Annotated in this window: 24 protein-coding genes and 5 tRNA genes; 18 read left to right on the plus strand and 11 right to left on the minus strand. The window is 39.1% G+C overall.

The genetic code is table 11. The features are described from left to right. The first annotated feature begins 42 nt into the window (after window positions 1-42). A complete protein-coding gene (locus tag PQ456_RS05800; protein WP_273615290.1) occupies window positions 43-3,312 on the plus strand; it encodes a S8 family serine peptidase in 3,270 nt (1,089 codons plus the stop codon). Window positions 3,313-3,436: 124 nt separating this feature from the next. On the opposite strand, the gene PQ456_RS05805 is transcribed toward PQ456_RS05800, so the two are convergent. The 3 genes from PQ456_RS05805 to PQ456_RS05815 all read right to left on the minus strand — a co-directional run bounded on the left by PQ456_RS05805 (window position 3,437) and on the right by PQ456_RS05815 (window position 5,832). Further along, complete coding sequence (locus PQ456_RS05805) at window positions 3,437-3,964, minus strand: hypothetical protein (RefSeq protein ID WP_273615291.1); 528 nt, start codon at window positions 3,962-3,964, stop codon at window positions 3,437-3,439. Window positions 3,965-4,043: 79 nt separating this feature from the next. Beyond that, the gene (locus tag PQ456_RS05810; RefSeq protein ID WP_273615292.1) at window positions 4,044-4,331 is read right to left on the minus strand and encodes a hypothetical protein; all 288 of its coding nucleotides are present in this window, start codon (window positions 4,329-4,331) and stop codon (window positions 4,044-4,046) included. A 19-nt stretch (window positions 4,332-4,350) separates the two neighbouring features. Next, on the minus strand, window positions 4,351-5,832 hold the full coding sequence (locus PQ456_RS05815) for an alpha-N-arabinofuranosidase (protein ID WP_273615293.1): 1,482 nt from the start codon (window positions 5,830-5,832) through the stop codon (window positions 4,351-4,353). A 173-nt stretch (window positions 5,833-6,005) separates the two neighbouring features. On the opposite strand from PQ456_RS05815, the gene PQ456_RS05820 reads away from it, so the two are divergent. After that, window positions 6,006-6,959 (plus strand): ArsR/SmtB family transcription factor, encoded by a 954-nt coding sequence (locus tag PQ456_RS05820; RefSeq protein WP_273615294.1) that lies wholly within the window; start codon window positions 6,006-6,008, stop codon window positions 6,957-6,959. 94 nt (window positions 6,960-7,053) lie between these two features. Here the strand turns inward: PQ456_RS05820 and PQ456_RS05825 are convergent, their stop codons facing one another. The 4 genes from PQ456_RS05825 to arfA all read right to left on the minus strand — a co-directional run bounded on the left by PQ456_RS05825 (window position 7,054) and on the right by arfA (window position 11,860). Further along, entirely contained in the window at window positions 7,054-7,896 is an 843-nt protein-coding gene (locus tag PQ456_RS05825; protein WP_069326116.1) for a carbohydrate ABC transporter permease, read from the minus strand. Between the two features lie 28 nt (window positions 7,897-7,924). After that, on the minus strand, window positions 7,925-8,815 hold the full coding sequence (locus tag PQ456_RS05830; RefSeq protein ID WP_204825221.1) for a carbohydrate ABC transporter permease: 891 nt from the start codon (window positions 8,813-8,815) through the stop codon (window positions 7,925-7,927). A gap of 117 nt (window positions 8,816-8,932) precedes the next feature. Then, window positions 8,933-10,276, minus strand: a complete 1,344-nt coding sequence (locus PQ456_RS05835) for an ABC transporter substrate-binding protein (RefSeq protein WP_273615295.1) — start codon at window positions 10,274-10,276, stop codon at window positions 8,933-8,935. A gap of 96 nt (window positions 10,277-10,372) precedes the next feature. Further along, on the minus strand, window positions 10,373-11,860 hold the full coding sequence (gene arfA, locus PQ456_RS05840) for an arabinosylfuranosidase ArfA (protein WP_273616253.1): 1,488 nt from the start codon (window positions 11,858-11,860) through the stop codon (window positions 10,373-10,375). A gap of 249 nt (window positions 11,861-12,109) precedes the next feature. Here arfA and PQ456_RS05845 point away from each other — a divergent pair, with 249 nt between their 5' ends. The 10 genes from PQ456_RS05845 to PQ456_RS05890 all read left to right on the plus strand — a co-directional run bounded on the left by PQ456_RS05845 (window position 12,110) and on the right by PQ456_RS05890 (window position 22,281). Continuing rightward, window positions 12,110-12,691, plus strand: a complete 582-nt coding sequence (locus PQ456_RS05845; protein ID WP_273615296.1) for a TetR/AcrR family transcriptional regulator — start codon at window positions 12,110-12,112, stop codon at window positions 12,689-12,691. A 70-nt stretch (window positions 12,692-12,761) separates the two neighbouring features. After that, a complete protein-coding gene (locus PQ456_RS05850; RefSeq protein WP_273615297.1) occupies window positions 12,762-13,835 on the plus strand; it encodes an SDR family oxidoreductase in 1,074 nt (357 codons plus the stop codon). A gap of 323 nt (window positions 13,836-14,158) precedes the next feature. Next, the gene (gene fur, locus PQ456_RS05855) at window positions 14,159-14,650 is read left to right on the plus strand and encodes a ferric iron uptake transcriptional regulator (RefSeq protein ID WP_373461906.1); all 492 of its coding nucleotides are present in this window, start codon (window positions 14,159-14,161) and stop codon (window positions 14,648-14,650) included. 183 nt (window positions 14,651-14,833) lie between these two features. Continuing rightward, complete coding sequence (locus PQ456_RS05860; RefSeq protein ID WP_273615298.1) at window positions 14,834-16,090, plus strand: SPFH domain-containing protein; 1,257 nt, start codon at window positions 14,834-14,836, stop codon at window positions 16,088-16,090. Between the two features lies 1 nt (window position 16,091). Continuing rightward, complete coding sequence (locus tag PQ456_RS05865) at window positions 16,092-16,847, plus strand: hypothetical protein (protein WP_273615299.1); 756 nt, start codon at window positions 16,092-16,094, stop codon at window positions 16,845-16,847. A gap of 67 nt (window positions 16,848-16,914) precedes the next feature. Next, entirely contained in the window at window positions 16,915-17,568 is a 654-nt protein-coding gene (locus PQ456_RS05870; protein ID WP_273615300.1) for a hypothetical protein, read from the plus strand. A gap of 248 nt (window positions 17,569-17,816) precedes the next feature. Beyond that, complete coding sequence (alr, locus tag PQ456_RS05875; RefSeq protein ID WP_373461907.1) at window positions 17,817-19,004, plus strand: alanine racemase; 1,188 nt, start codon at window positions 17,817-17,819, stop codon at window positions 19,002-19,004. Window positions 19,005-19,226: 222 nt separating this feature from the next. Then, a complete protein-coding gene (locus tag PQ456_RS05880; RefSeq protein ID WP_069326107.1) occupies window positions 19,227-19,508 on the plus strand; it encodes a CopG family ribbon-helix-helix protein in 282 nt (93 codons plus the stop codon). A gap of 3 nt (window positions 19,509-19,511) precedes the next feature. Continuing rightward, a complete protein-coding gene (locus PQ456_RS05885) occupies window positions 19,512-19,862 on the plus strand; it encodes a type II toxin-antitoxin system PemK/MazF family toxin (protein ID WP_069326106.1) in 351 nt (116 codons plus the stop codon). 193 nt (window positions 19,863-20,055) lie between these two features. Beyond that, the gene (locus tag PQ456_RS05890) at window positions 20,056-22,281 is read left to right on the plus strand and encodes a Tex family protein (protein WP_273615301.1); all 2,226 of its coding nucleotides are present in this window, start codon (window positions 20,056-20,058) and stop codon (window positions 22,279-22,281) included. Between the two features lie 245 nt (window positions 22,282-22,526). Here the strand turns inward: PQ456_RS05890 and PQ456_RS05895 are convergent, their stop codons facing one another. Further along, entirely contained in the window at window positions 22,527-22,892 is a 366-nt protein-coding gene (locus PQ456_RS05895) for a hydrolase/acyltransferase (RefSeq protein ID WP_273615302.1), read from the minus strand. 131 nt (window positions 22,893-23,023) lie between these two features. Here PQ456_RS05895 and PQ456_RS05900 point away from each other — a divergent pair, with 131 nt between their 5' ends. From PQ456_RS05900 to PQ456_RS05910, 3 genes are all read left to right on the plus strand, one after another. Beyond that, entirely contained in the window at window positions 23,024-23,509 is a 486-nt protein-coding gene (locus PQ456_RS05900) for a SprT family protein (RefSeq protein ID WP_273593461.1), read from the plus strand. A gap of 39 nt (window positions 23,510-23,548) precedes the next feature. Then, a tRNA-Asn gene (locus PQ456_RS05905) sits at window positions 23,549-23,624 on the plus strand. A gap of 3 nt (window positions 23,625-23,627) precedes the next feature. Further along, window positions 23,628-23,719: transfer RNA gene (locus tag PQ456_RS05910), tRNA-Ser, on the plus strand. Between the two features lie 190 nt (window positions 23,720-23,909). Here the strand turns inward: PQ456_RS05910 and PQ456_RS05915 are convergent. Continuing rightward, the gene (locus PQ456_RS05915) at window positions 23,910-24,785 is read right to left on the minus strand and encodes a Cof-type HAD-IIB family hydrolase (protein ID WP_273615303.1); all 876 of its coding nucleotides are present in this window, start codon (window positions 24,783-24,785) and stop codon (window positions 23,910-23,912) included. Then, window positions 24,782-25,567, minus strand: a complete 786-nt coding sequence (locus tag PQ456_RS05920) for a DeoR/GlpR family DNA-binding transcription regulator (RefSeq protein WP_273615304.1) — start codon at window positions 25,565-25,567, stop codon at window positions 24,782-24,784. The genes PQ456_RS05915 and PQ456_RS05920 overlap by 4 nt, the downstream gene beginning before the upstream one ends. A gap of 159 nt (window positions 25,568-25,726) precedes the next feature. Between PQ456_RS05920 and PQ456_RS05925 the strand changes: the two genes are divergently transcribed. From PQ456_RS05925 to PQ456_RS05935, 3 genes are all read left to right on the plus strand, one after another. After that, window positions 25,727-25,801: transfer RNA gene (locus PQ456_RS05925), tRNA-Glu, on the plus strand. A gap of 14 nt (window positions 25,802-25,815) precedes the next feature. Next, window positions 25,816-25,891: transfer RNA gene (locus PQ456_RS05930), tRNA-Lys, on the plus strand. 35 nt (window positions 25,892-25,926) lie between these two features. Beyond that, window positions 25,927-26,009: transfer RNA gene (locus tag PQ456_RS05935), tRNA-Leu, on the plus strand. 216 nt (window positions 26,010-26,225) lie between these two features. Here the strand turns inward: PQ456_RS05935 and PQ456_RS05940 are convergent. After that, window positions 26,226-26,432 carry a helix-turn-helix domain-containing protein gene (locus PQ456_RS05940; protein ID WP_273615305.1) on the minus strand — a complete coding sequence of 69 codons (207 nt, stop codon included), beginning with the start codon at window positions 26,430-26,432 and terminating at the stop codon, window positions 26,226-26,228. Window positions 26,433-26,503 lie beyond the last annotated feature (71 nt).

Genomic DNA, 26,503 nt, shown 5'->3' on the forward strand with positions numbered 1-26,503 from the left:
CATCGAGTACACTATCTAACTTAACGAAATGAGGGAAATCATTTGACGAAGTTACACGTTATCCGTAAATTTTCTGTTGTCTCCATGGCAGCAGTTCTTGCTGTAGGTACTTTATTATCGCCGACTGCTTCTTTCGCAGCTGAAGCAGGCACAGCATCCTCTCCTTATGAAATAGGACGTAATCTACCAAGTGTTTTACTAAATCAGACTTCTAACGAAGCACCGGTTATTTCTCCTAAATTAAATGTAACTTCCAGTAAAGTGGTTCGCGTTATTGTGCAGTTGTCCAATCAGCCAGTTGCTGTAGGTCAATATGCAGCTGAAGCAGGCGTTCGTAGCTTTGCAACTGAATCAACAGAACGAGCGATTGATTCTCAGCAAGCGGCTATCGTCAATGCCGCTAAAGAACAAGGCATTTTGTTAAAAGTGAACTATCGCTATAACACTGTTCTTAACGGGATGGAAGTTTCGATTCCAGCGAATCAAATTCCTAAATTGGCTGAATTGCCAGGTGTAAAATCTATCTATGAAAATAGTGTGTATTACACAATTCCCGTGCAAGACCCTCCTTCGTTGACAGCAACAACTGCTACATATGATGCTTCACCTTTGAACTTAATCGGTGCGCCTGTAGCTTGGCAAAAAGGTTTGACAGGTAAAGGTGTCAAAGTCGGCGTTATTGATACAGGTGTCGATTATGAGCATCCAGATTTGAAAGGCGCTTATAAAGGCGGATACGATTCTTTTGAAAAAGATAACGATCCATATGAAGAACCACCAATCGCAATCGAAGATGATCCATACGGTACAGGATTTGCAGGTACATCGCATGGTACTCACGTATCTGGAACAATCGTAGGTCGTGCAGCTAACAAAACAAGTGATATTGTACAAAAAGGGATCGCTTATGATGCAGACCTTTATGTATACAAAGTATTAGGACGTAACGCAGAAACAGGACGTTCTTCAGGTTCTTCTGCACAGGTAATAGATGGTATCGAACGTGCGGTTAAAGACGGTATGGACGTTATCAACTTGTCTCTAGGTTCTGATGCTGAAAAAGATGTAAACTCACCAGACGTTATTGCGATCAACAATGCTGTACTTAGCGGTGTAGTTGCTGTTATTGCGAACGGTAATGCAGCCAAACAAGGATATTACTACTATTCTATGGGTTCACCTGCATCGTCTCAGTTAGCGATTTCTGTAGGAGCTTCTACAATCCCTACCAAACAGTTTACTTCGACAGTAACAGCATCTGTATACAACACTGAAGCTGATGCTACAGCAGAAGCAGTAAGTGCAGCGGCAGTCAATTATCACAATGCTGATGACACTACAACAGTAACCGCAGATGCTTATGGTCAATCGTATGGATTGAACTTGATGGCTTGGCGTACAGGAAATGAAGATTTCCAAAGAATACTGGGTACTTCTCCACTAGACGGTGTCTATGTAGGATTAGGTCTAGTCGGTGATTATGTAGGAAAAGATGTAAAAGATAAAGTGGTTCTGATCTCGCGTGGTAGTGCTACATTCGTAGACAAAATCAAAGTAGCCAAAGAAAATGGAGCTAAAGCAGCAATCATTTTCAACGGTAATGTTAAAGCGTCTGATCCATTGCAAGCTGATTTGTCTGAAAGTGTAAGTGGACGTGACGGACAGATCGGTTCTAGCGCTTTCTTGGGTGATGGTTTTGAATACATTCCAACATTTGATATGGCTGGTAAAGAAGGACGTGCTCTTGCAAGAGAAGCATTGAAATCTTCTGCTGATGCGCTAACATTCAAATTCGGAAGCAGTTATCCAAAAACAGAAAAACGTGGCGATACGATGGCTGACTTCAGCTCACGTGGACCAAACCAAGATGGATTACTAGGTATCAAGCCAGATCTTGTAGCTCCAGGTGTAAGTATTGAATCAACGATTCCTGCTTATGGTAAATTTATCAAAGATGCTTCGTATGCAGAAGCATATACGCGTCAAAACGGAACAAGTATGGCAAGCCCGCATATCGCAGGTCTAGCTGTATTGCTCAAGCAAGAACATCCAGATTGGACACCATTTGATATTCGTGCAGCATTGGTGAATACAGCAGATGTGATCAAAGATGAAAATGATCAACAATATGATGTATATTCTCAAGGTGCTGGACGTGCGAATGTAGCAGCAGCTGTCTATTCACCAGCTTTACTAGAAACGGTAGAACCTATCGTGATTCTAGACAAAAACTTGAATAAGAAAACAGTCACTAACTATGGTTCTTCTGCTGCATTTGGCGTATTAAAACCAGGTAGTGCAGAACAAACGAAAAAACTACAATTGAAAAACACTTCTTCATTATCTGTGTCTTACAAAGCAAGCATCAAATTGCATTCTGATGTAACTTCTGATCCTTACAATTCGACGTCAACACCGGATGTAAGCAATATCAGTGCTACACTGAAAGGATTGGATGCTAACGGTTCGATCTTGCTAGGCGGCAATTCAACAAAAGAATTCTCATTAGCTGTTAAACCTAATGCTTCTGCGGCAACAGGGCCTTATGAAGGCGAAGTAGTATTAACAGCGAACGGATATCCTACATTGCATTTACCGTTTGTACTTCATGTAGGTACTGAATTACCGGATACAGGCTTGGGTATTCAAGAAGTAACCGTAAGCAACACGAATATTCGCTTGGATGGTAAACAAGATGTAACGGATATTGGTTTCCATTTAACATCCAAAAATTCAAATGTTATTGAATTGAATGTATACGGTCTGGATGATGAGCTTAGAGGAACAGCGGCTCAATATGTACAGACTCCAACAGAAGAAGGTTATCCTTTATTTGATCCAGGATACTACCAATTCAATGATATTGATAATGTAATTATGGCTACTGAAAATGGTAAAGTATCTCTTAAAGCATTAGAGCCAGGCACGTACAAATTGCAATTGGCTGCTTACAATGTATCTCCAACAGGTTCAGTAGATAGCAACTCTATTTACACATCTTCTGCTCAATACCGTATTGTAGGTACTGAGAAAACACGTATTGCAACAGCGAAAAAACCATTTAACTACATCATTGATGGTAACAATGTCCTTGGACAATCTGTATTTACATTACCAACTGATAATCGTGTAGATTACAAAGTATTGTCTAGCGATGATCCGAAATATGTAGATAACAATGGTGTATTAATCAAGTATCCAGCATCCGGTTCACGTATGGCGAAGTTGAAAGTTCAAATCACTTCTGTGACTGATCCAACAGCAACAGTAACTGTAAATGCTTTGGTTAAAATTACTGCTCCTAAAAAGTAATATTGAAGCAGCATATACACGCCAAATAAGTAATATCTAACAAAAAAGACGCTCTAGCTATTAGCTGAGCGTCTTTTTTGTTGCTATAAAGTGATATGAGTAGCGTATCATTATAATCGCCTGATTACGAAGCAGACACACCTAGTTGGCGATACAAAGATTGTTGTTGCTGTAACGCTTCCTGATATTTAGGATGATCTTCTTGCTCAAGCATAAATAATAGATCATCATGAAAATCTTGAATCATATATCCTTCTGGCAAATCTTCGAACAGACTATGGAAATCAACTACAGGCAGATTCAGTTGCCCTTGAGCCGCTTGTTCCATCCAGTGAATCCAATCTCCCAATGTCAGAACATTCGTCATCCACAGGTCTTCCTGTAAGCTGATACAGTCTTGCAACACTTCATATACATCCGGTTCTGCAAAACGGCGAGAAGCTTGTACAGATAGCTCATATAGGGATTGAGCAGCAGCATAAGCTTCTACACCCAATGAATGTTCCAAATGATTGAAATAATCTTCGACTTTGATCTCATGACCATCATCATACAGTAGGGGCACAACAGCCCATTGGTGCAAAATATCAGTTAGTGTATCGTCATTGATAATACCTTCAACATATAATTGTTCAATTTGATGTGTTGTCATATCCAGACCTCCAAGAATTCAATACGGGTTGTGATTCTATTACTTAACCATTCCCGTTTGCATTATACCTTAGAATGTCTTATAGCACATCTTCTTTTTCCCATTGTGATCCATAAGGAGAAGGGCAATAAGATGCAGCCAAGCGTGTACGGATATGAACAAGACATCCACAGTGTTTGCAGGTGGTTCCGTATTGTAAAGAAGGGCAAGACAGACAGGCATTCATACGTGCTTGTTGTACAGTTTCAGGTGTTAGCTCATGTGGCTGTTTGTGCTGGATGGCTATAGCGACCAATACTTCAATCTTTTCTTCAGACAATTGAGGGCTACGGTTACAACCTTTGCACCCATGAGTGATTGCTGGCATCAGCAGACCGTCCTCTCTGTTAGATCAACGTAATCGCTGCGACAGAAGCCGCTGGAAGCTCAAAAGTTAGCGTGCCGTCTTTGGCAAAAGAAACATCCAAAGCTACCGGTACGATCTGTTCTGGTTGTTCAAATGTATTATGTGTGTTCAGTGCTGAAGCTGTTAATACTTTGCCTTGAATATCAGCAGGGGTGAAACCTTCAATTTGGCAAGAGAACGATTCACTCTCATTGTGGCTCAAGTTACAGATCGTCAGATGAACATGATTCAGATGGTCTTTTGAAGCCGCTGCGCTGATTTTATCGATCGATTGAGCACCCATCGTATATTTAGGGCTAGTATACTGTAAGTCTATTCTCTCACTATCCTGATGCACTTGATACATATTAAATACATGATAGGTTGGAGTCAGTATCAATTGATCGCCTTCTGTCAAAATCATTGCTTGCAGTACGTTGACCATCTGCGCAATATTTGCCATTTTGATCCGATCAGCATATTTGTAAAAGAGGTTTAAGTTCACTCCAGCGACGATAGCATCGCGCAATGTATTTTGCTGATATAAAAAGCCTGGATTGGTTCCTGGCTCTACATCTGTCCAGATTCCCCACTCATCTATAATCATGCCTACTTTTTTCTCAGGATCATATTTATCCATAATTTTGGAATGCTTAATAATCAATTCTTCCATATACAATGTATTTTTGAACGTAGTAAACCATTCTTCTTCTGTAAAATGAGTGGATGAACCTTTGCTTGATGTCCAATCACCAGAAGGAAGCGTGTAATAGTGTAGACTCAATCCATTCATTAAATGTCCTGCTTCGCGCATCAACACTTCTGTCCAGTGGTAATCATCACTATTGGCTCCGCAAGCGATTTTGTATATCTGATTGTCTCCATAGTTACGAACATACGTAGAATAGTGTCTGTAGAGATCAGCATAATATTCAGGGCGCATATTACCACCACAACCCCAATTTTCATTTCCTACACCAAAATAAGTCAATGTCCACGGTTCGTCCTGACCGTTCTGTTTACGCCAGTCTGCCATTGGAGATTGTCCATCTAGTGTCATATATTCCACCCATTGCTGCATTTCATGGACTGTACCACTACCTACATTGCCACTGATATAAGGTTCTGTCTCAAGTAACTCACATAATCGTAGAAATTCATGTGTACCAAAATGATTATTTTCCTCTACGCCACCCCAGTTGTTATTGACCATACGAGCACGTTGGTCTACAGGGCCGACTCCATCTTTCCAATGATACTCATCTGCAAAACAACCTCCCGGCCAGCGCAGAACGGGAATATGTAGTTTTCGTAATGCTTCAATCACATCAATACGCATGCCTTCGATATTAGGAATCGGTGAATCTTTACCTACCCAGATGCCTTCATAAATACAACGACCTAGATGTTCAGCAAATTGTCCGTGGATATGCCGACTGATTTTCCCTGTGATATCTTGAATATTCATATTCATATTAATCATATATATATACCTCCTTGATATCGCTTACATGACGATAATAACACGTTTTTTGATAATATATAATATAATTTTGCGACATAAATAGAATAACGTTTGTATTTTTATTAACATAACGATATAGTGGAAAGGTATTCGTTTACGTTACACACATTTGGTATTGGAGGAGCCTGAATATGAATCTGGATATTTCGGATAAATCATTGCCTGTGTATGAAGCACTCGCAAGCAGTGTAAGGCACAAAATCATTCAATTACTTGCTATACGACCTATGAATATTCGTGAACTAGCGGAAGCAGTAAGTTTAACCAGTGCCATTGTCTCTATGCATGTAAAAAAGCTAGAAAAAGCAGGAATTATTTCAACCAGTATGCAACCTGGTAAAGGTGGCGTACAAAAAATATGTTCACTTCAAGTAGAGGAAGCGCAGATTAACTTTCCGAACAAAGTTGAGCATTTACGCCAATACCATGAAAGTGAAATTTCGATTGGACATTATACAGACCTCAAAGTAGAACCGACTTGTGGTTTAGCGTCAGCCGAGAAGTTTATCGGGCAAGTAGATGATACCCGTTATTTTTTTGATGCAGAACGTTTTCAAGCCAAAATTTTGTGGTTTAGTGAAGGATTTATAGAGTATAAGATTCCTAACTTTTTGTTGTCTACCGAAAATCCTTTAGAATTATTAGTTTCACTTGAGATTTCTTCAGAAGCTCCTTTGACAGATAACCGTTTTCCTTCAGACATTACATTTTATTTAAATGAAGTGAAATTAGGAACATGGACAAGTCCAGGCGATTACGGAGATAAGCGTGGTAAGTACAATCCACAATGGTGGCCAGATATTGTAAATCAATATGGACTACTCAAGCATCTGACTGTATCCAGAGATGGTACATATATGGATGGACAAAAGTTGTCTGATGTGAATCTGGATCAGGTCAATGTACGTGATCGTCAATGGACATTACGTATTGCTGTTGATCCTTCGTCTGAGCATGTCGGTGGGTTAACACTGTTCGGTAGAGGATTTGGTAACTATAATCAAGATATTGTGTTCCGATTATATTATGACAAATTAATTCATTCTGCGAATGCCAGTGCACGCGAAGCAGAAACACAATCGTAATCAAACCGTACAAAAAAACGGCTACAGAGCATAGGCTCTAGCCGTTTTTTGTGTTGTTAACAATGAGTTAGAACAGATGGAGAGGGGGTAATGATTATCCTTTTACCCCTGAGATCGCCACAGATTCGATAATCTGACGTTGGAAGATCAAGAAAATAATTAAGATTGGTAATAACGATACAACAGATGCCGCCATAATCAACGGATAATCACTTTGGATCGCATAGTTGGCGTTAAAGTTAGCAATAACGATCTGTAACGTCTGAATTTCAGGAGAATTCAGATAGAGAATAGGAGGCAAGTAATCATTCCAGATTCCCATAAACCATAAGATTAACTGAGCGGCTATTGCTGGCTTGATCAACGGGAAAATAATACGGGCATAAATGCCGAAGTATGAGGTTCCATCGATTTTGGCAGCTTCAATAATCGCATTAGGAATACTGTACAGATACTGTCTCAAGAAGAAGATCATAATAATATTACCGAACAATCCCGGTACAATCAGTGGTAATAATGTATCTACCCATCCCCATTCAGAGAACATAATAAATTGAGAGATCATGACTGCTGGATACGGAATCATCATTGAAGAAAGCAATAATAAAAAGATTTGATTTTTGTAAGGAAAGCGTAGTTTGGCAAAAGCAAAAGCTGCCAGACTGGATGTAATCGTTCCGATAATCGTTACGGTTAAAGCAACAATCAGACTGTTGATAATACCGCTTAATAGAGGACCTGCTGTCCAGATTTCTTGGTATTTATTAAAATGAAACACGGCTGGAATCCAGTTAGGTGGAAGCGCAAATACATCTTGTCTATCTTTAAAAGAAGTAGATACCATCCAAAGTAGCGGAGCGATCATAACAATAGCTCCTATGCAGAGTAAAACAAAAATGAACGCATTGCTTATCTTTTGTTGCTTCGTATGAACCATTCTGTACTCACTCCTTTACAGCTAATAATCAATCGACATCAAAGCTTGAACGCTCATTCATTTTGAACTGAATTAATGTAACGATAAAGATAAATAGTCCTAAAATAACAGCCATTGCGGAAGCATAACCCATTTGTAAGTTATCAAAAGCTTTTTGCCAGATATAGAATACGATTGTAGCTGAAGAGTACTCCGGTCCACCTGTAGGTGTCATAATATTGATCTCGGTAAAGATCTGTGATCCCCCGATAATATTCGTAACGACAAGGAAGAACGTAACTGGCTTCACCATCGGCCATGTAATGTGACGGAACATTTTGAATCCACTTGCACCATCCAATTCAGCCGCTTCATAGTAACTACGAGACACACTTTGAAGAGCAGCCAGATATAGAAGCATTGAATATCCAAGACCTTTCCAGATCGTCATAATAATCAACGCTGGTTTGACAGTCGTCGTATTTGCTAACCAGTTAGGGCCTTTGATACCAAATAGATCAAGGAATTGATTCACAAGTCCATAATCCCCGTTATATGCCCACTGCCAAAGGATCGAGATTGCAGCCAGTGAAGAGATAACCGGTACATAATAGATCACACGAAATGTAGTGGTACCTGGAATTTTACGATTAAGTCCAAGTGCTAGTAGCAAAGAAATAACCAATCCAATCGGAATACCGATCATTAAGAATAAGGTGTTAAACATTGATTTGTAGAAGAAATCATCTGTCAAAATATCTTTAAAGTTATCCAACCCGATAAAGTTCATCTGTCCAAGACCATTCCAATCGGTAAATGATCCGTATACCGAATATAGTGCAGGATAAAGTGTGAACAGTAAGAAACCGACAACGGGTGGCAAAATAAACAAATAACCAAAATATTTTTCTTTACGATACAGATTAGATTTGGTTTTCATAATTCACCCCTAATTCATCTGGAATGAAAATGATGTTAGTCCCATCTGGATCTAGGGAAAGCTAACATCATTTTCACCATATTCAAAATGGCTCTGATTTATTACAGCAGGTACAGCTTACTTTTTAGATTTTTGATCTTGTTCTACGGCACGATCAAGTAGTTTTTGCATTTTAGGTTGTTCTTGTTTGACATAATCAGCAGCAGACATTTTACCATCGATTACTGGTTGAATATCTGTGAAGAAAAGGTCGTACCATTCTGCATTGTACGTATATTGACCTGGTAATGGTCTGCCATACTCAGTTACGATTTTGAGGAATTCTTCTTTGTTAGCTGGTTTGGTTGATGTATCAGCAGCCCATGTTTTCGCCATATCTTGCAAGTTAGGAATCTGTACGCCAGATTTAACTAACGCTTCTTGACCTTCTTTTGAAGCAGACAAGTAGGTTACTAATTTAGCAGCAAGTTCAGGATTAGCTGTTTTGCTAGATACACCAATACCTAGACTTCCGATCCATGTTGCTGTTTTGCCAGTAGAACCAGCAGGGTAAGGAATCAGATCATAATCGAATTTCAATTCACGATCATACGTGCTTAGATCCCAAGGTCCAACAGGGAAGAATGCAAGTTCGCCTCTCATCCAACGTTGGTACGTATCCAGTGTTTGTGCTTGCTCAATAGCAGGCGTGATTTTGTATTTGTTCTGCATATCTGCAAAGAATTGTAGAGCTTCGATAAATTTAGGTTCATCGATTGTCACTTTCGTATGTGTACTATCAATCCAATCAGCGCCATTACTCCATACGAACGCTTGTAGCGCCCATTGTACGTTAAGTCCAGTACCGAATTGATCTAATTTGCCATCACCATCGGTATCTTTGGTTAGCTCTTGATTGACTTTGATAAATTCATCCCATGTATAAGGTTTGTTTTTGTCCGGCAGAGGGATGCCTGCTTTTTCAAACATGGTTTTGTTATAGCCGAGGGAGAAAGGACCCAAATCTTTTGGTAGTCCGTATAGTGCGCCTTTGCCCACTTCTTTACCATCGTAGCGATAGAAATTTACGCCATCAGCCCACATGTTTTTCAGGTCAACTTCTTTGTTGTTTTCGATATACTTGCTAATGTCTAATAGGATATTGCTATTTACATATGCTTTAAGGTCAGCAGGATTGTAGAAAAATACATCAGGAATACTGTTTCCTGTAATCGCTGCTTGTAATTTAGTAGCATATTGATCACCGGTCGTCTGAATGACTTTGACCGTAACTCCAGGATTATCTTTTTTAAATTCTTCGACTACCGCATTATATGCTTTTTGCTCATCCGGTCCACCACGGAACATAAATGTTAATTGATTTGGATCTGAATTCTTTTTAGAACCTCCACAGCCTGCAAGCACCAAAGACAACATCAACACACTCGCCAAGACAATCAGCCAACTTTTTTGACGCAACATAGTTTAAACCTCCCCTTTAATTTCAAAAAAGTAATTCATAGACCACTGTACAGATTCAAATCATGACCTTGTTGATTTTAGGCAATAAGGCGAAGCTTAGGCTTTACGTAGACGAATTACATTCCACGAAGCTTTAGCAAGGCGAGCGGTTAACATGCCATCATCTAGTTGAGATTGACCACCGCGATGTGGCGCAACTTTTTCTTCATCTGCTGTATTTACAGCTTTGAGATCATCGTTTTCAAGAACAATATGTTCTTCAATCTGGTAACCTTCGAATGAACGCACATCACAATTCAAATCTAACGATTCGCTTAAATGACGGTTCAGTGCAAAGATCGTTAAGTATTCGTTTTCTTCGTCATACACAACAGCGCTATCTAAGTAAGGAACATCTGTATAATCACTAGCATCATACTTAGGAGAATCAACAACAGGCTTGAGGGATACACCACGTCCAAATGTAGAAGTGTGCATATATGGATAGAAAATCGTCTGTTTCCATACACGTCCGCCATCTTCAGTCATAATCGGAGCGATAACATTGACCAATTGAGCCAGACAAGCCATTTTGACACGATCGGCGTGACGTAAGAAGGTAAGTAGCATACTTCCAACTAACAAAGCATCTTCAAAATTATAGACATCTTCCAATTGTGGTGGAGCAATACTCCAAGGGTCCATTTTGCTATCTGCTTCATTAGAGTGATACCATACGTTCCATTCGTCAAAGCTCAAGTTCATTGTTTTTTTGCTACGTTTTTTCGCTTTAATATAATCACATGTAGAGATAACGGTATGAATAAAATGATCCATATCCATCGAACGAGCAAGGTAATCTGCTGTATTGTTGGTAGGATTACCGTAATACTGATGAAGTGAAATATAATCAACTGCTTCATACGTGTGATCCAGTGTTGTAGCTTCCCATTCAGGGAATGTAGGCATGCCTGTATTGGAACTTCCGCAAGCAACCAATTCAATACTAGAATCAACTTGACGCATCGCTTTAGCGGTTTCTAATGCTAATCGACCGTATTCATCGGCTGTTTTGTGACCGATTTGCCACGGGCCATCCATTTCATTACCAAGACACCATGTTTTGATATTGTAAGGATCACTAGCTCCATGTTGTTTACGTAGATCGCTGTAATAAGAGTTGCCCGGGTGATTGCAATACTCGATAAGATTACGAGCAGCATCGATACCACGTGTTCCCAGATTGACAGCCATCATCACTTCCGAACCTGCTTCTTTTGCCCATTTCATAAATTCATTTGTACCGACTTCGTTAGGCTCAACTGTTTTCCAAGCTAGTTCTAAGCGTTTCGGTCTAGAAGCAACAGGGCCAACACCATCTTCCCAGTTGTAACCGGATACAAAATTACCGCCAGGATAGCGAATAATAGGCACTTGTAGCTCTTGTATCAATTGTTTGACATCATTTCGGAAACCGCTTTCATCTGCGGACGCGTGAGAAGGATCATATATACCACCATATACGGCACGACCTAAGTGCTCGATAAAGGAACCATAAATGCGTTTATCAATTTCGGCGATACGGAAAGCTTTATCCACGACCATCTTAGCTTTGAGGTTAGACTGTGACAATAATATTCATCCTTTCTATCATCGATCATCATTAATGATAACGCTTCATTTGGATACTTCTTGCATAATTTAACAAAGCAAATGTAGCATATATTTTTTATACAGTCAATAATAATATTAATAATTAACATAAATATTAACTAAAATAAAAATGTAAATGATAGACCTACACAAAGCAATAATAGTTGACTATATTAATTTTAGTACCGTATAGTACTAATTATGACAAAAAAAAATAAAACCTCAAATCGTGATCTGATTATGCAGTTAGCCAAAGAATTGTTTTTACAAAAAGGATATTTAGCGACAGGAATGGATGAGATTGTAGCAGTAAGCAAAGTCTCTAAGACTAATATTTATTACCATTTTGCAAGTAAAGAAGAACTGTTAGCAGCTATTATTCATCAACTGATTGCACAATATACAGAAAAGATTACACATATCGCTGCTCAGCATGATCAATCTGTATGGGAACGTCTGCAACGATTTACTGAACTTCTAATCATGGAAGAAGTCGATTGTTTGGGAGGGTGTCCATTTTTGACGTTGTATACACAGACCCCTATAGAAGCAGAACATATTCGCAATACGATCAAGCATTTTTTCGAACAGCAAGTGATAGTCGTAGAACAATTGATCATTGAAGGGATACAGCGTAAAGAATTTAATGATTCGTTGCAACCACCAGCCGTTTCTTCATTAATCGTATCTACTATAGAAGGAGGACTTTTTTTAGGTCATGTTCATCAAAATCCACAAATGATTCGATCATCACTTTTTGCTTTGGCAGCGATGCTGAAGTAATTTTTTTTGAATATATTAGTACAGATCGGTACTAATATAAAAATGTGAATAAACATCAAAAGGAGACAATATGGATACTTTATTTTTGACAGGTGCTACAGGGTTTATTGGAAAGGCAATTTTGAAAAAATGTTTAGCAACCGATTACCGCATCATTGTACTGGTTCGTTCTTTACAACGATGGCAAGAATGGAGAAGATTACATAAGTGGAGTGACACCTTACAAATTATTGCGATAGAAGGAGATCTAGGATTACCACATTTGGGATTGTCTCATGAAGATTGGAGCCTAGCGATGCAAGCTGATACGATTATTCATGCAGGCGGACCAATGGATATTTTACTTCATTCCGATCAAGCCCAGTCTGCTTTTATGCAAGGTGCTATTCATATTGCAGAGTTGGCAAGCCAGATTCATCAAGCGCAACTTTTAAAGCAATTTATTCATATTGTAGGTTACAAAAGCCCGGTCACTGAAGAACATATACAGTTTCCAGAACGATTGAATCAGTTGTTACAACATGAAGCCCCTTATGAACAGACGAAATTCAAAGCCGATGCTTATATTCGTAAGCAATCATTACAACATCAATTTCCATTGTCGATTATTCATCCAGGAGTGGTGATTGGAGATTCAATGACAGGAGACACTCCGCAATTAGGAGGATTAGGAATCGTAGTCGATGCTGTACGTAAAGGAAAGATGCGTATTGTACCGGGTGGAAAACACCATTGGTTGCCTTTAGTTCATGTCGATTATATCGCTGACTTTCTGATCTGCTTATTATCGGAACAGCAACACTCACAGCTACCTCATATGCAAGCATACTATCTATTAAATCGCCCTGCACATACACATGACATGAAGCAATTGGTGAAGCTAATCAGTTCGGAATTGAATGCTCCTCAACCGATAGGGTCTGTTCCGCCTTACTTAGCCAAATATATACTGGGTACATCGCTCGGGCAAAAGTTAGGTGTGCCAGCAGCTTCTATTGATTTTATTGTTAATCAAGACTATCCATTAGAATCTGTACGCCAGATCGAAGCTAAATATGGTATTCAATCTACAATTACCATCAATGGATTGCAAAAAGTGATACATGATCTACATGCTCGTCTTCAACTTCAGACTCATATATAAATGACAACGATAGAGATAGAATAGCTTGTAATAACAACGTCAAGAAAAGGATGAAAATCAATTTTAGATTTTATCTTTTTTTATTGGCGTTTTTTTGCGTAAGAAATTTACTTTTTTATCCAATATGCTTTACAAGACGTCTACATTTTAGTTATTATAGAATTATAATTATTCTAAGTATAAATACTATATATTGTTATCGTATTATAATAATTGCATAACAAGTTGTGCTAGAACATATAGATTTATCGTGAAAACCAGATTATGCTCATCTTAGAATCTGTAGATATCTTGCAAATTTAACCGGAAGGTGTGAACACATAATGATACTGACAGAACAATTGAACCGGATTAAAGAGCGCTTAAAATCAAAAGGCTACAAACTAACACCTCAACGTGAAACAACAATTCGGGTATTACTCCAACATGAAAAAGATCATTTAAGTGCGGAAGAAGTATTTTTATTAGTAAAAGAGCAATTTCCTGAGATTGGTATGGCGACGGTATATCGTGTACTTGATCTGTTGACTGAACTTCATGTCGTTCAGAAAGTGAATTTCGGCGATGGAGCAGCTCGATTCGATCTTCGTCAAGCAAATAGCCCTCATTTGCATCATCATCTGATCTGTACAGAATGTGGAAATGTAGAAGAAATTATGGATGATTGGTTGCTACCGCTTGAAAAGCGTATTGAACGTGAATATGGATTTACTGTTACCGATCATCGTCTTGATTTTCAGGGTATCTGCACAGAGTGTCGGGTCAAAGAGCGTGACAAAAATAAAGCAAACAACAAATGCAAAGCAGTTTCTTAATTCCAGAAAGAGCCATGAATGGCTCTTTTTTTTGTGTTTATCTTTATTTTCACAAATACGCAACCGAAATAAAGGATAGCGCGAAATAACAGTTTGTCCTTCATTTGCCAAAATTGAGACTTATCTCATAGGTCGTACGTATGTAATAATACGAATATAAAGATAGAGAAAAGGGGAAGAAAGATGGCATTAGTAGAGGTAATAAAATACGACGGAACACCAGATGTATATGCTTGGAAACATCCTAATGAAGAGTTAGGCACATGGACACAATTGATCGTTAACGAATCTCAAGAAGCTATATTGTACAAAGGCGGTAAAGCATTTGATACCTTTGGGCCAGGCAGACATACACTAAGCACGCTCAATATTCCACTACTTAATAATATTGTTAATATTCCGTTTGGTGGACATTCTCCATTTGCAGCCGAAATATGGTATGTGAATCGAATTAGCAATTTAGATATGAAATGGGGCACAACGGCACCGATTCAACTACAAGACCCTAAGTATAAAATTATTATTCCAGTGCGTGCTTTTGGACAGATGGGTATTCGCATTGAAGATTCACGTAAATTTTTGGTGAAATTGGTCGGGACATTATCTCAATTTGATCAGGCAGATATTTCACGTTATTTCCGCGGACTATTGTTAATGAATATCAATGAGAGTATTTCTTCTTATCTGGTTCACAAGCAGATCAGTATCCTGGAAATTAATGCTTACATAAGCGAAATTTCTAATCATGTGAAAGAAAAAATGATGCCGGTTTTCGCAGAATTTGGGATTGAGATTGTTAATCTGTATATGGATTCAGTCAATACACCGGATGACGATCCATCAGTCAAAAGATTGCAAGAAGCTTTAGCACGCAAAGCTGAAATGGATATTGTCGGATATACCTATCAGCAAGAACGTAGCTTTGATACATTAGAAGGTGCCGCCAAAAATGAAGGTAGTACACAAGCAGGAGTGATGGGTGCTGGACTAGGCATGGGGATGGGTTTTGGTCTGGGTGGTGCTTTTGGACAAGGAATGGCAGGTCTTGGGCGGGTGATGGATATCACCGGTGGATCAGGAAATGTCCAATTTAACAGTTCTACATCATCCAACTCGGCAGCTACACAAACATGTGATAAATGCAGTCAACCGTTAACACCAGGTTCCAAATTTTGTGCTCATTGTGGAGATAAATATCACTCTTGCGAACACTGTGGAGCAGATAATCCAGAAAATGCTACAGAGTGTAAAAGCTGTGGAAAAGCATTTGCTAAGCCTTGTCGTAGTTGCGGGACAGCACTCAAAGCAGGCGTCAAATTCTGTCCGGAATGTGGAGCTTCAGCTGTGATGACTTGCAGTAGTTGTGGACATGCTGTTCAGCCAGGTCAAAAGTTCTGCCCTGAATGTGGTCAACGGGTCACACCAGAAGGAGAACAATAATATGACTGATAACCGCTTAGGAATCAAAATCATCACATTACTATACGGTGTTATTTTGACGATTACAGTGATTGGCTTTTTTCTGTTAGCTTCTTTTCATATATTAGACGTTCGCTTCTGGGTGTCTTTAGCTACGATTGTGTTGGCAGAAACATGTGTATGGTCTTTAGCAGGTTGGGGTGCATTACGAGCTGAACAATTTAAAAAGACAGTTCCTGCTTTTATGGGATTGGCTGTTGTAGCTGTTTTGTATCAAGCTTTAACGATTCTGTATGCTGTGGTGCTCTGGTTAGTGATTGCTGTACCGGCTAGCTTGTATATCTGGATTCAATTGATTACGTTTGGTGCTGTTTTTGTAATTGGTGGGTTATTGATCTGGTTTATGCAGACAGAACGTGGTATTGATAAAGAAGAACGATTGCAAATGCTCGGTATTCAAGAAATTCGTTCTATACTTAGCGAATCGAATCTGCAATTAAAAGGTTGGCAAGAACCTTATCGCAGCGAACTCAAACAATTACTCACTAATCTTGAAGAAAATGTACGCTTTAGTGATCCTGTGACTCATCCTGATATTTGGCAAGAAGAAGAGCAGTTAATGCATGAAGTCAGACGTTTACAAGAACAAATGATGCAAAGCCAAATGCAAGACGAACACAAAGCTACTCAGCAAGTACAGAATGTAAAAGCATTATTTGATTCAGTTCAAACTGTACTGCAACAACGTAATCGTAAGCTTATTACTGTAAAGTCTTGATACACATAAATAGTAAGAGAGTAATTTGAAGAATAAGAAAAGAGAAACATATAAAGGGGTTTATTATATGGCACTAGGTATCATTATGATTATAATTGGTATTCCTTTTTTATTAGTATGGGGAATAATGTCTATTGGGATTTTTATTCCAGATCCATCAGGAGCTTCTATTCCTATGGGTAGTCTTTGGGGAAGTTGGATTATAGTATCCTTATTTACATTTTTACCAGGTTTTTTACTTGTTTATTTTGGTGTCAAACAAATCAAACTGCATAATCGAAAAATTCAAGCACAAAAAGATTGGTATGCTCGCCAAAATGAAATTCATAATGAGCGTCAACAGCAGCACCAAAATCATTCATCAGGTTCTATTCATACAATTGATCGCGAAGATATGCAACATATTCCACATCGTCAGCCGAATCCTAATCATCATAGTAATACGACAACATCATATTCATCTACCACAACGACAACCAGTAATATGAATGGCAACAGTACGACAACAACCGATTACAAAATTTTTAATCCATTAGATCCTAAAACAGCACCTTATACGTCATGGCAACAACAGCAACGTAATCAGCAAATGAATCCTTCACCCACTCCTAATCTTCAACCTAAAAAGGTAGATTGTTCCGGTTGTGGAGCGATTTATACGATTGCACCGCATGAAACGAAGGATTGTGAATACTGTGGAAACACAGTTGTGTATGAATAGAAAAGTAAATGTTCTAATTTTAAATGTAAATTTGCAAAATCCTCAAAATCCCGCTTCTATCGACCATGAAGCGGGTAAATACTACGATATAAGACGAAACCGCAAGGCATCATTGCACTACGGAACATCGTCTTTTTTAATATTTGCCTTGTTAATGTATCCAAGTGTAATTGACAGTTATCTTACTTCCGCATTAACATATATTTATTGCCCTTTATAGGCAAAAACGGATTAGAAGGTGACTGCAAGTGCAACAGTATCGAGCAACAAGAGCAGACATTAACTTGGATGCATTACGTGCCAACTACGAAGCTTTTCGTGGAGCATTATCTCCACAAACTCAATTGTTATGCTGTGTCAAAGGTAATGCATACGGACATGGAGCAGTTGAAATTTCACGAGAATTGGAACGATTAGGTACGGATTATTTGAGTGTGGCATTTTTGGATGAAGCGATTGAGCTGCGTCAGCAAGGTATACGTATGCCTATTCTTGTTCTGGGCTATACCGGACCGGCAGGTATATCTGCTGCTTATGAATATGATATTACTCTTAATGTATTCACGGAGGATGTACTTGAAGCGATAGCTGAACTTGTGCTTGATTCTTCCGAACGCAAGCTTAAAGCTCATATCAAGATCGACAGTGGAATGGGTAGAATTGGTCTTTTAACAAATGTGGCAGTTGATTTTATTACAAGAGCTTTCCAGGTGCCACAACTTGAGATCGAAGGAATGTTTACCCATTTTGCCAAAGCTGATGAGTTAGACAAAAGTTATACATTGGAACAATATGAACGTTTTCAACAGGTGAACATGCAATTACGTGAACTGGGTTACTCTATCCCTATCATACATACGGGGAACAGTGCTACCGCTATTGATACTCCTGAACTATCACCTCAGATGGTTCGGATAGGTATTGCATTGTATGGGCTGTATCCTTCAGCTGAAGTGAACGAACAGGCGATAGAATTAACTCCAGTATTGACGCTCAAAACAGAAGTAACATATGTCAAACAACTTCCTGATCATTCCAAAGTAAGTTATGGCGGTAAGTATGTTACCGAAAGTGATGAATATATTGCAACACTTCCTATTGGCTATGCTGATGGTTATTCTCGAATGTTAACGGGAGTAGCGGAAGTATTGATTCGTGGTCGTCGTGTCCCTGTAGTAGGAACGATTTGTATGGACCAATGCATGGTATCACTTAAATCTTTTGCTGAAGAAGCAGAAGAAATCCAAATCGGCGAAGAGGTTGTCTTAATTGGCAGACAGCAAGATGCTGTGATTACTGCTGATGAGCTTGCATCTAAGCTAGGTACGATTCACTACGAAGTCGTTTGTATGATTGCCGCTAGAGTTCCGCGTGCTTATTACCGGAATAATGCCATTGTCACCCTTTGGAATCCCCTTACACATTTTACAAATTAAATTTGTAAATTCAGAAGGAAACCAACTATTTACGGCGAATCTTACATAAGTATCAAGAAAGGTCTGTACGCACACCTATGATCTGGTTTATAATGATGGCAGCAAACTTGCCTCATATGTCGTATGTGTCGCAAAGACCAGGAAGTTAGATTCGTGCACGAAAGATGCCAATACAGCCGCTATAGGGGTAGAGCTGGAAAAGGTTTTGGGGGTGCTTGACAGTTGGACAACATGCAAAATGCGCAGAGCATTATGATCCGTTTGCCGGATCAACTTCTGCAAGAAGTGGATGGTATCGCAGCTTTAGAAGATTCCGATCGCAGTGAACTAATCAGAAAAGCCACAAAAATTTATCTCACTGAACGCAAAAAGCGGTATATCCGTGAAGCGATGCAGCGTGGATATATGGAAATGGCCAAAATTAATCTGAGAATTGCTTGCGAAGCTTTTCATGCGGAGGAAGAGGCGGACATCACTCTGGACCGTTTAGTTAGCGGGGTGTAGACATTGATCGTAAAACGTGGCGATGTATTTTTTGCAGATTTATCGCCCGTCGTCGGCTCCGAACAGGGCGGCGTGAGGCCGGTTCTGGTTATCCAGAATGATATCGGCAACCGTTTCAGTCCAACGGTTATTGTGGCGGCAATTACGGCACAGATTCAAAAAGCCAAATTGCCAACACATGTGGAGATTGACGCGAAATCTCATGGGTTTGATAGAGATTCCGTCATTTTGCTGGAACAGATTCGAACTATTGATAAACAGCGTCTGACTGACAAAATCACACATCTGGATGAAGAAACAATGCGTCGTGTACATGATGCGCTCCAGATCAGTTTGGGCTTAGTTGAATTTTAAGCCTGACCACAATTCCGACCCGGTGAATTACACCGGGTTTTTTTGTATGGATATAGAGAACAAGATAGTGTCTCTGGAGCATCTCTAAGAGAGAAGTTATGCAATCAGGTGGAAATCAAAAGCATTGTCTGAGATAATAAAGGTATTATGCGAGGAATCTCCATTGTAGGGAGAAGAGAAAGAGGGATAGGATTTGTCTGAACAAAAAGTAATTACAGAAGCAGAAGCCAAAGTCACCGAACAGCAGGTTCGTGAACAAATTATTAAACAAATCGCAAGCGAATTACAGATTTCTTTAAAACAGATTCGTACAACGATCGATTTACTTGCAGAAGGTAATACTATTCCGTTTATTGCCCGTTATCGTAAAGAAATGACAGGCGAATTGGATGAAAATGAATTACGAGATATCGAAGAACGCCATCAATATTTGCGTAATCTGCAAGAACGTAAAGATGAAGTGCTACGTATCATCAGTGAACAAGATAAATTAACAGAAGAATTAGCAACAGCGATACAAAATGCAGCTAAATTGCAGGTTGTAGAAGATTTGTACCGTCCATATCGCCAGAAACGTAAAACACGTGCCAGTGTAGCCAAAGAAAAAGGATTAGAACCCCTTGCTAACTGGATTATGGAACAACATGCAAGCCCTGCGCCATTAGTTGAAGCAGAGCGCTATATTGATGTAGATAAAGGTGTAGAAGACAGTAATCAAGCACTACAAGGTGCTATGGATATTATTGCTGAGACGATATCCGATGATGCGAATCTACGTGCATGGATTAGAAGATATACGTTGGATCAAGGGATGTTGGTCACAGAAGCCAAAGCACCAACAGAAGAGTCTGTATACGAAATGTATTACAACTATCGTGAATTAGCCAAAAAAATGCCGCCTCACCGTATTTTAGCGATCAACCGCGGAGAGCGTGAGAATATTTTGAAAGTACAGCTTGAAGTACAACCAGAGTCGATCCATCGTTATATGGAAAAGCAACTGGTTAAAGGTTCCTCGGCAGTGCGTGATCTTTTGCTTACAGTGATTGAAGATGCATACAAACGTCTCATTGCACCATCAATTGAACGGGAAGTGCGCGCAGAGCTAACAGAAAAAGGCGATCAACAAGCAATTTCTATTTTTGCAGGCAATCTTCGGAATCTATTGCTACAAGCACCGATCAAAGAAAAACGTGTGCTTGGTGTCGATCCGGCTTATCGTACAGGATGTAAATTAGCGGCTGTAGATGGTACAGGTAAACTGCTTGAAGTGGAAGTGACCTATCCAACTCCACCGCATAACAAAAAGCGTGAAGCGGCTGAAATCTTCCGTCGTATGATCAAGCAGTATGATATTGAATTGATCGTTATCGGTAACGGAACCGCTTCGCGCGAATCCGAACAGTTCGTAGCAGAACTCATTCAAGAAATTACAGATCAAGAATTGTCTTATTTGATCGTTAGTGAAGCAGGAGCAAGTGTATACTCCGCTTCCAAATTAGCACAAGAAGAATTCCCAGATCTCGATGTAGCTCAACGTAGTGCTGCTTCGATCGCTCGTCGTGTTCAAGATCCTCTAGCTGAATTGGTCAAAATCGATCCAAAAGCGATCGGTGTAGGACAATACCAGCATGATGTGTCTCAGAAACATCTGGAGAGCAGTCTAAAAGCCGTTGTAGAGTCCGCAGTTAACCATGTTGGAGTAGATGTGAATACAGCTTCTCCATCGCTGTTATCGTATGTAGCAGGCGTTAATGCGACGATTGCCAAAAACATTGTAAAATACCGCGAAGAAAACGGTAAATTTACAAGTCGTAAACAATTGCAAAAAGTACCTCGTCTTGGTGCGAAATCTTTGCAACAATGTGTAGGATTTTTACGAATCAATGGTGGAGAAAATCCGCTCGATTATACATCGATTCATCCAGAGTCTTATGCAGCGACAACCAAATTGCTTAAATCACTGAAGATTACACCGGAACAATTAGGTACACCTGAAGCAGTAACAGCGTTATCAAATGTAGATGTAGAACAAGCTTCAGAAACATTGGATATCGGTGTGCCTACATTACGCGATATTTTGGATAGCTTACAACGTCCAGGACGTGATCCACGTGATGAATTGCCTTTGCCTATTTTCCGTACAGATGTTTTGAAAATAGAAGATTTATCACCAGGTATGGAATTACAAGGTACCGTTCGTAACGTTATTGATTTTGGTGCATTTGTCGATATCGGTATCAAAAATGATGGATTGGTGCATATCTCACAATTGAGCAACAGCTTTGTAAAACATCCGATGGATGTCGTGTCTGTTGGAGATAATGTAACAGTGTGGGTATTGAATATAGACCACAAAAAAGGTCGTGTCGGCTTAACGATGCGCAAATCCTCTGCGGATGAAGCTGCTCAAGCGTAAAGCAATTAGAATAGCTTTTTCTAAGGCATTCTTGTTATGTATACGAGATTATATGGTACAAATCGTAAAAGATAAATAACTCCAAAGGTAATCTAAAAAGCGTACACTCTTCGAATAGTCGTTCGAGAGATGTACGCTTTTTGCTGTAGCCAGATATAAGCTAGGGGTGAATGTGTATGTGCTGGATATCGGATGTTTGAGAAATAGAATTTTATGATAGAAAAATAATTAATTGAAAAGAAGTATTATACTTGAGTCTCTTCGTATTCTTCATACCATTGTTCTAATTGCGCTTGCAAAGCTCTAATTTCGGTCAATAAGGAGATTAAAGGATAATGATTTTCTTTGAGCACTGCAAAAGAACGTTCTAATTCATTGATATAATCCAGTCCGCCTGTAATCGAAGCATGCTCATCTAACAGTTCTAAATCATTACATTCTGCAATAGCACGAGGCAGAGAAGGAATGTTTGCGGCTGTTAATTTACTGATTTCTTTATGTAATCTAAGGTTAAGGGCACTTAATTGGTAAGCATAATCAGCAGGCATTTCTATATAAAAAAGCTGTGAATCTTGTTGCAATAGCACATAACGCATGTTTGTAGCAGTCATCATTAGATTCTCCTTTAGATATCGAATAGGTTATATAATTTATACTTGAAGTGTAGCTTACAATAAAGTTAAAATTCAAGAGAAGAGATTAAAATACAGGAAAACAGATACAAAGGAGAGCCATATTGTCCATGACTAACGAAGAATTACAAACGTGGGTGGAACAACTGTCGCTGGAGCATTTCGAATGGCCTTTTCGTCATCGTGCTGTATTCAATGCTAGATTACGTACGACAGGTGGACGTTACTTTTTGCGAAGTCATCATATAGAGATCAATCCGCATCAACTAGAAGCATTTGGTATAGAAGAAGTAGAACGGATTATCAAACACGAATTGTGTCATTATCATTTACATATTCATGGAATGGGTTATCGGCACCGTGATGCAGAATTCAAATACTGGCTCAAACGTGTAGGAGGAAGCCGATATTGTCAGGCTCCACCTGCGATAGAACAACAAAAACGCAAAGAATTGTACCGTTACAAACTATTATGTACTGCATGCCAGACTCAATATTTACGCAAACGAAAAATGAATCCAGACAAATATCGTTGTGGCAAATGCAGCGGTAAATTAACTTTGGAACAGCTTGACTTGCCTCAGGAATCATGGTAAATTATTTCTTGTACTACCTATATTATTCTTTGTAGATATTCCCTGATAGCTCAGTTGGTAGAGCACTCGACTGTTAATCGAGTTGTCACAGGTTCGAGTCCTGTTCGGGGAGCCATATGGAGAGATACCCAAGTGGCTATAAGGGGACCCTCTGCTAAGGGGTTAGACTGCGTTAGCGGTGCGAGGGTTCGAATCCCTCTCTCTCCGCCATATAAGAATGAGTAGAATAAGTAAGATCATAGGTACATACAACAAAAGGATCAGCAATTGCTGGTCCTTTTTTATATTTGTATAGTCAACGTGTAGAAGTAAAATATAAAAAAAGATTCTGACTGATATCAGAATCTTTTTTTATATAAAGCAATAAATAAGGACAAGATAAAATTGAAAAGGTAGCCTGTTAAACAGAAGGGATTGTCATACCCATTGCTTTATAAATCGCATGAGCTACGCCATCTTCTTCATTATTTTTGGTAACTTCATCAGCATAGGATTGGACTTCTAGATCGGCGTTGCCCATCGCTACACCTTTACCTGCGATTTGGAGCATTGATACATCATTGTAGTTATCACCGATAGCCATTGTATCTTCGATCGCAATATTGAAATGTTCAGCAAGACGTTGCAAAGCAAATCCTTTAGAAGCTTGTTTATGTTCCATTTCAAAATTATGACTACCTGAGATCACCATCGTCATATCATCGCGATTGGAGAATTTGTCTCGTCCTATTTGTAACTTCTCTGAATCTAAAGACAATGCCATAACGTTATACAAATCCGCTTGATCTGGAATTTCAGTAAAGGAAGAGATTCGTAAAAATCCTGCATTTTCATGGTGGAACTGCATCGCTTCTAGCATCTTGAGCAAGCTTGGATCAGGATCGGTACTCAGCAGGCGATCTACTTCCATCGCTAATAATTGATGACTATTGTTTACTGTATAAATGCCGCGGTCGCTATGCACCTGATAATAGTATTCATTGCTTTCTAACCATTGCAATACTTCATTAGCTGCTTGACGATCCAATGGCAAAGCAAATAGTTGTTTTTTTTGTTCATCATGAATAACAGAACCATTTGAAGAAATAACAGGAGTTTGAAGACCGGATGCTTGCAGGATTTCACGTACGTTACCATGTTCGCGCCCTGTAGCAATAGTAACTAAAATCCCTTCTTGTTGCGCAGTACGAATCGCTTGAATATTTGTTTCACTTACATGAGTATGGGCGCTTAATAACGTTCCATCCAAATCGATAGCAATTAATTTAACAGTCATAGACTTATCTCCTTTAAAATAGCTTGATTGGCAATATGCACTTCAATTTCATATTTTTTTAATAACTCCGCCATTTCTGGTGTAGGAGCACGATCTGTAATAATAAGATCAATTTCAGACAAATCTGCAAATTTATAAAACAGTTCTCTGCCGAATTTGGATTGATCTGCTAAAACAATAACGATATCTGCTTGTTGCATCATTTTATGTTTAATCATGCCTTCTTCATCAGACACCGAAGTAAGCCCTTTAGCCGAAATTCCACCAATACCAATAAAAGCACGCTGAACAAAATAATGCGAAAGTCGTTCAATCGCTGCTGAACCATACACATAACGATGCTGAGTATGTAGTTGTCCGCCTAAGAGATGAATCGTAATATCTTCTTTTTCAGATAAAATATCTGCTTGATTAATAGAATTAGTAATAATGGTACAACCCGTAGCATCTAGAAATTCAGCACAAGCTTGTACAGTCGTCGAAGAATCAAGAATAACCCGATCACGATCACTAATCAGTGAAGCAGCGACTTTACCGATACTTTTCTTTTCAGAAGAAACCGTATTTAGTCGATCTTGGTAACTGGGGATAATCATTTCAGAAGAAGGAAGCAGTGCACCACCACGTGTACGAATAATCGAATTTTGCTCTTCCATACGTACAAGATCACGCCGAGCGGTATCTCTGGATACATCGAACAATCGGCAAATATCTTCAATATTAATCCGTTGATGATTCTTCAGATAATCCAAAATATGAAGCATTCGTTCCTCTTGATACATAAGAATACTCCTTTTTATTAAGTATATATAAGTAATTATAAGTAATATTAAGTCATTTAACAAGTACATTTCTGTAAATGATAAGTAAAATAATTTCACTATGAAATGCTTGCTATCTATATCGATTCTTGTTATACTCATGTCTGTTGTTAAAAGCATGGCCCGTTGGTCAAGTGGTTAAGACACCTCCCTTTCACGGAGGTAACAGGGGTTCGAGTCCCCTACGGGTCACCATTTATCTACATTGAGAGCCATTAGCTCAGTCGGTAGAGCACCTGACTTTTAATCAGGGTGTCGAAGGTTCGAGCCCTTCATGGCTCACCATTTTTGTAAACAATAGTCCTCAGTTATATTATTGAGCGGTCGTGGTGGAATGGCAGACACGCTACCTTGAGGGGGTAGTGGGTGTATACCCGTGGAGGTTCGAGTCCTCTCGACCGCATATAAAGTAAAAAAAGTCCTAGCTGTTATAGCATGGACTTTTTTTCTAATGTTATAAATATAGGATAGAATAGAGTGCTTATTTTTGGTAGAATATAACGAGTGATTCATTTCTATTCGTCATATCCGTAGTAGAGCTTTGAATACATAAATATGATGCGAATCAATCTTGATCTGCTGTATAGTGCAAGAGCTATAGGTGACCTATGTACGCATATCAGTGGTTACAGTAATCATGAATATCAAGCAGGTCAGCGACTTGTTTACGATATCTGGTTGCTTTGCGTGTCCCGTTAATAAGATTGGATAAGCGGGAAGGAGGAATCCCGTAACGCGTGCAAAATGTCTTCTGATCCATCTGTAATTCTGCTAGACGTTGCTTGATTGCCCAACCGAAGGGGGTAACGGGCTGCTTACGATTCAATAGAAATCACCCCTTAATTTAACATAAAATGATGTATGCTTAGGTTGTAAATAAAGAGCTTCAAATTCATT

Source organism: Paenibacillus kyungheensis, assembly GCF_028606985.1.
GTDB lineage: Bacteria > Bacillota > Bacilli > Paenibacillales > Paenibacillaceae > Saccharibacillus > Saccharibacillus kyungheensis.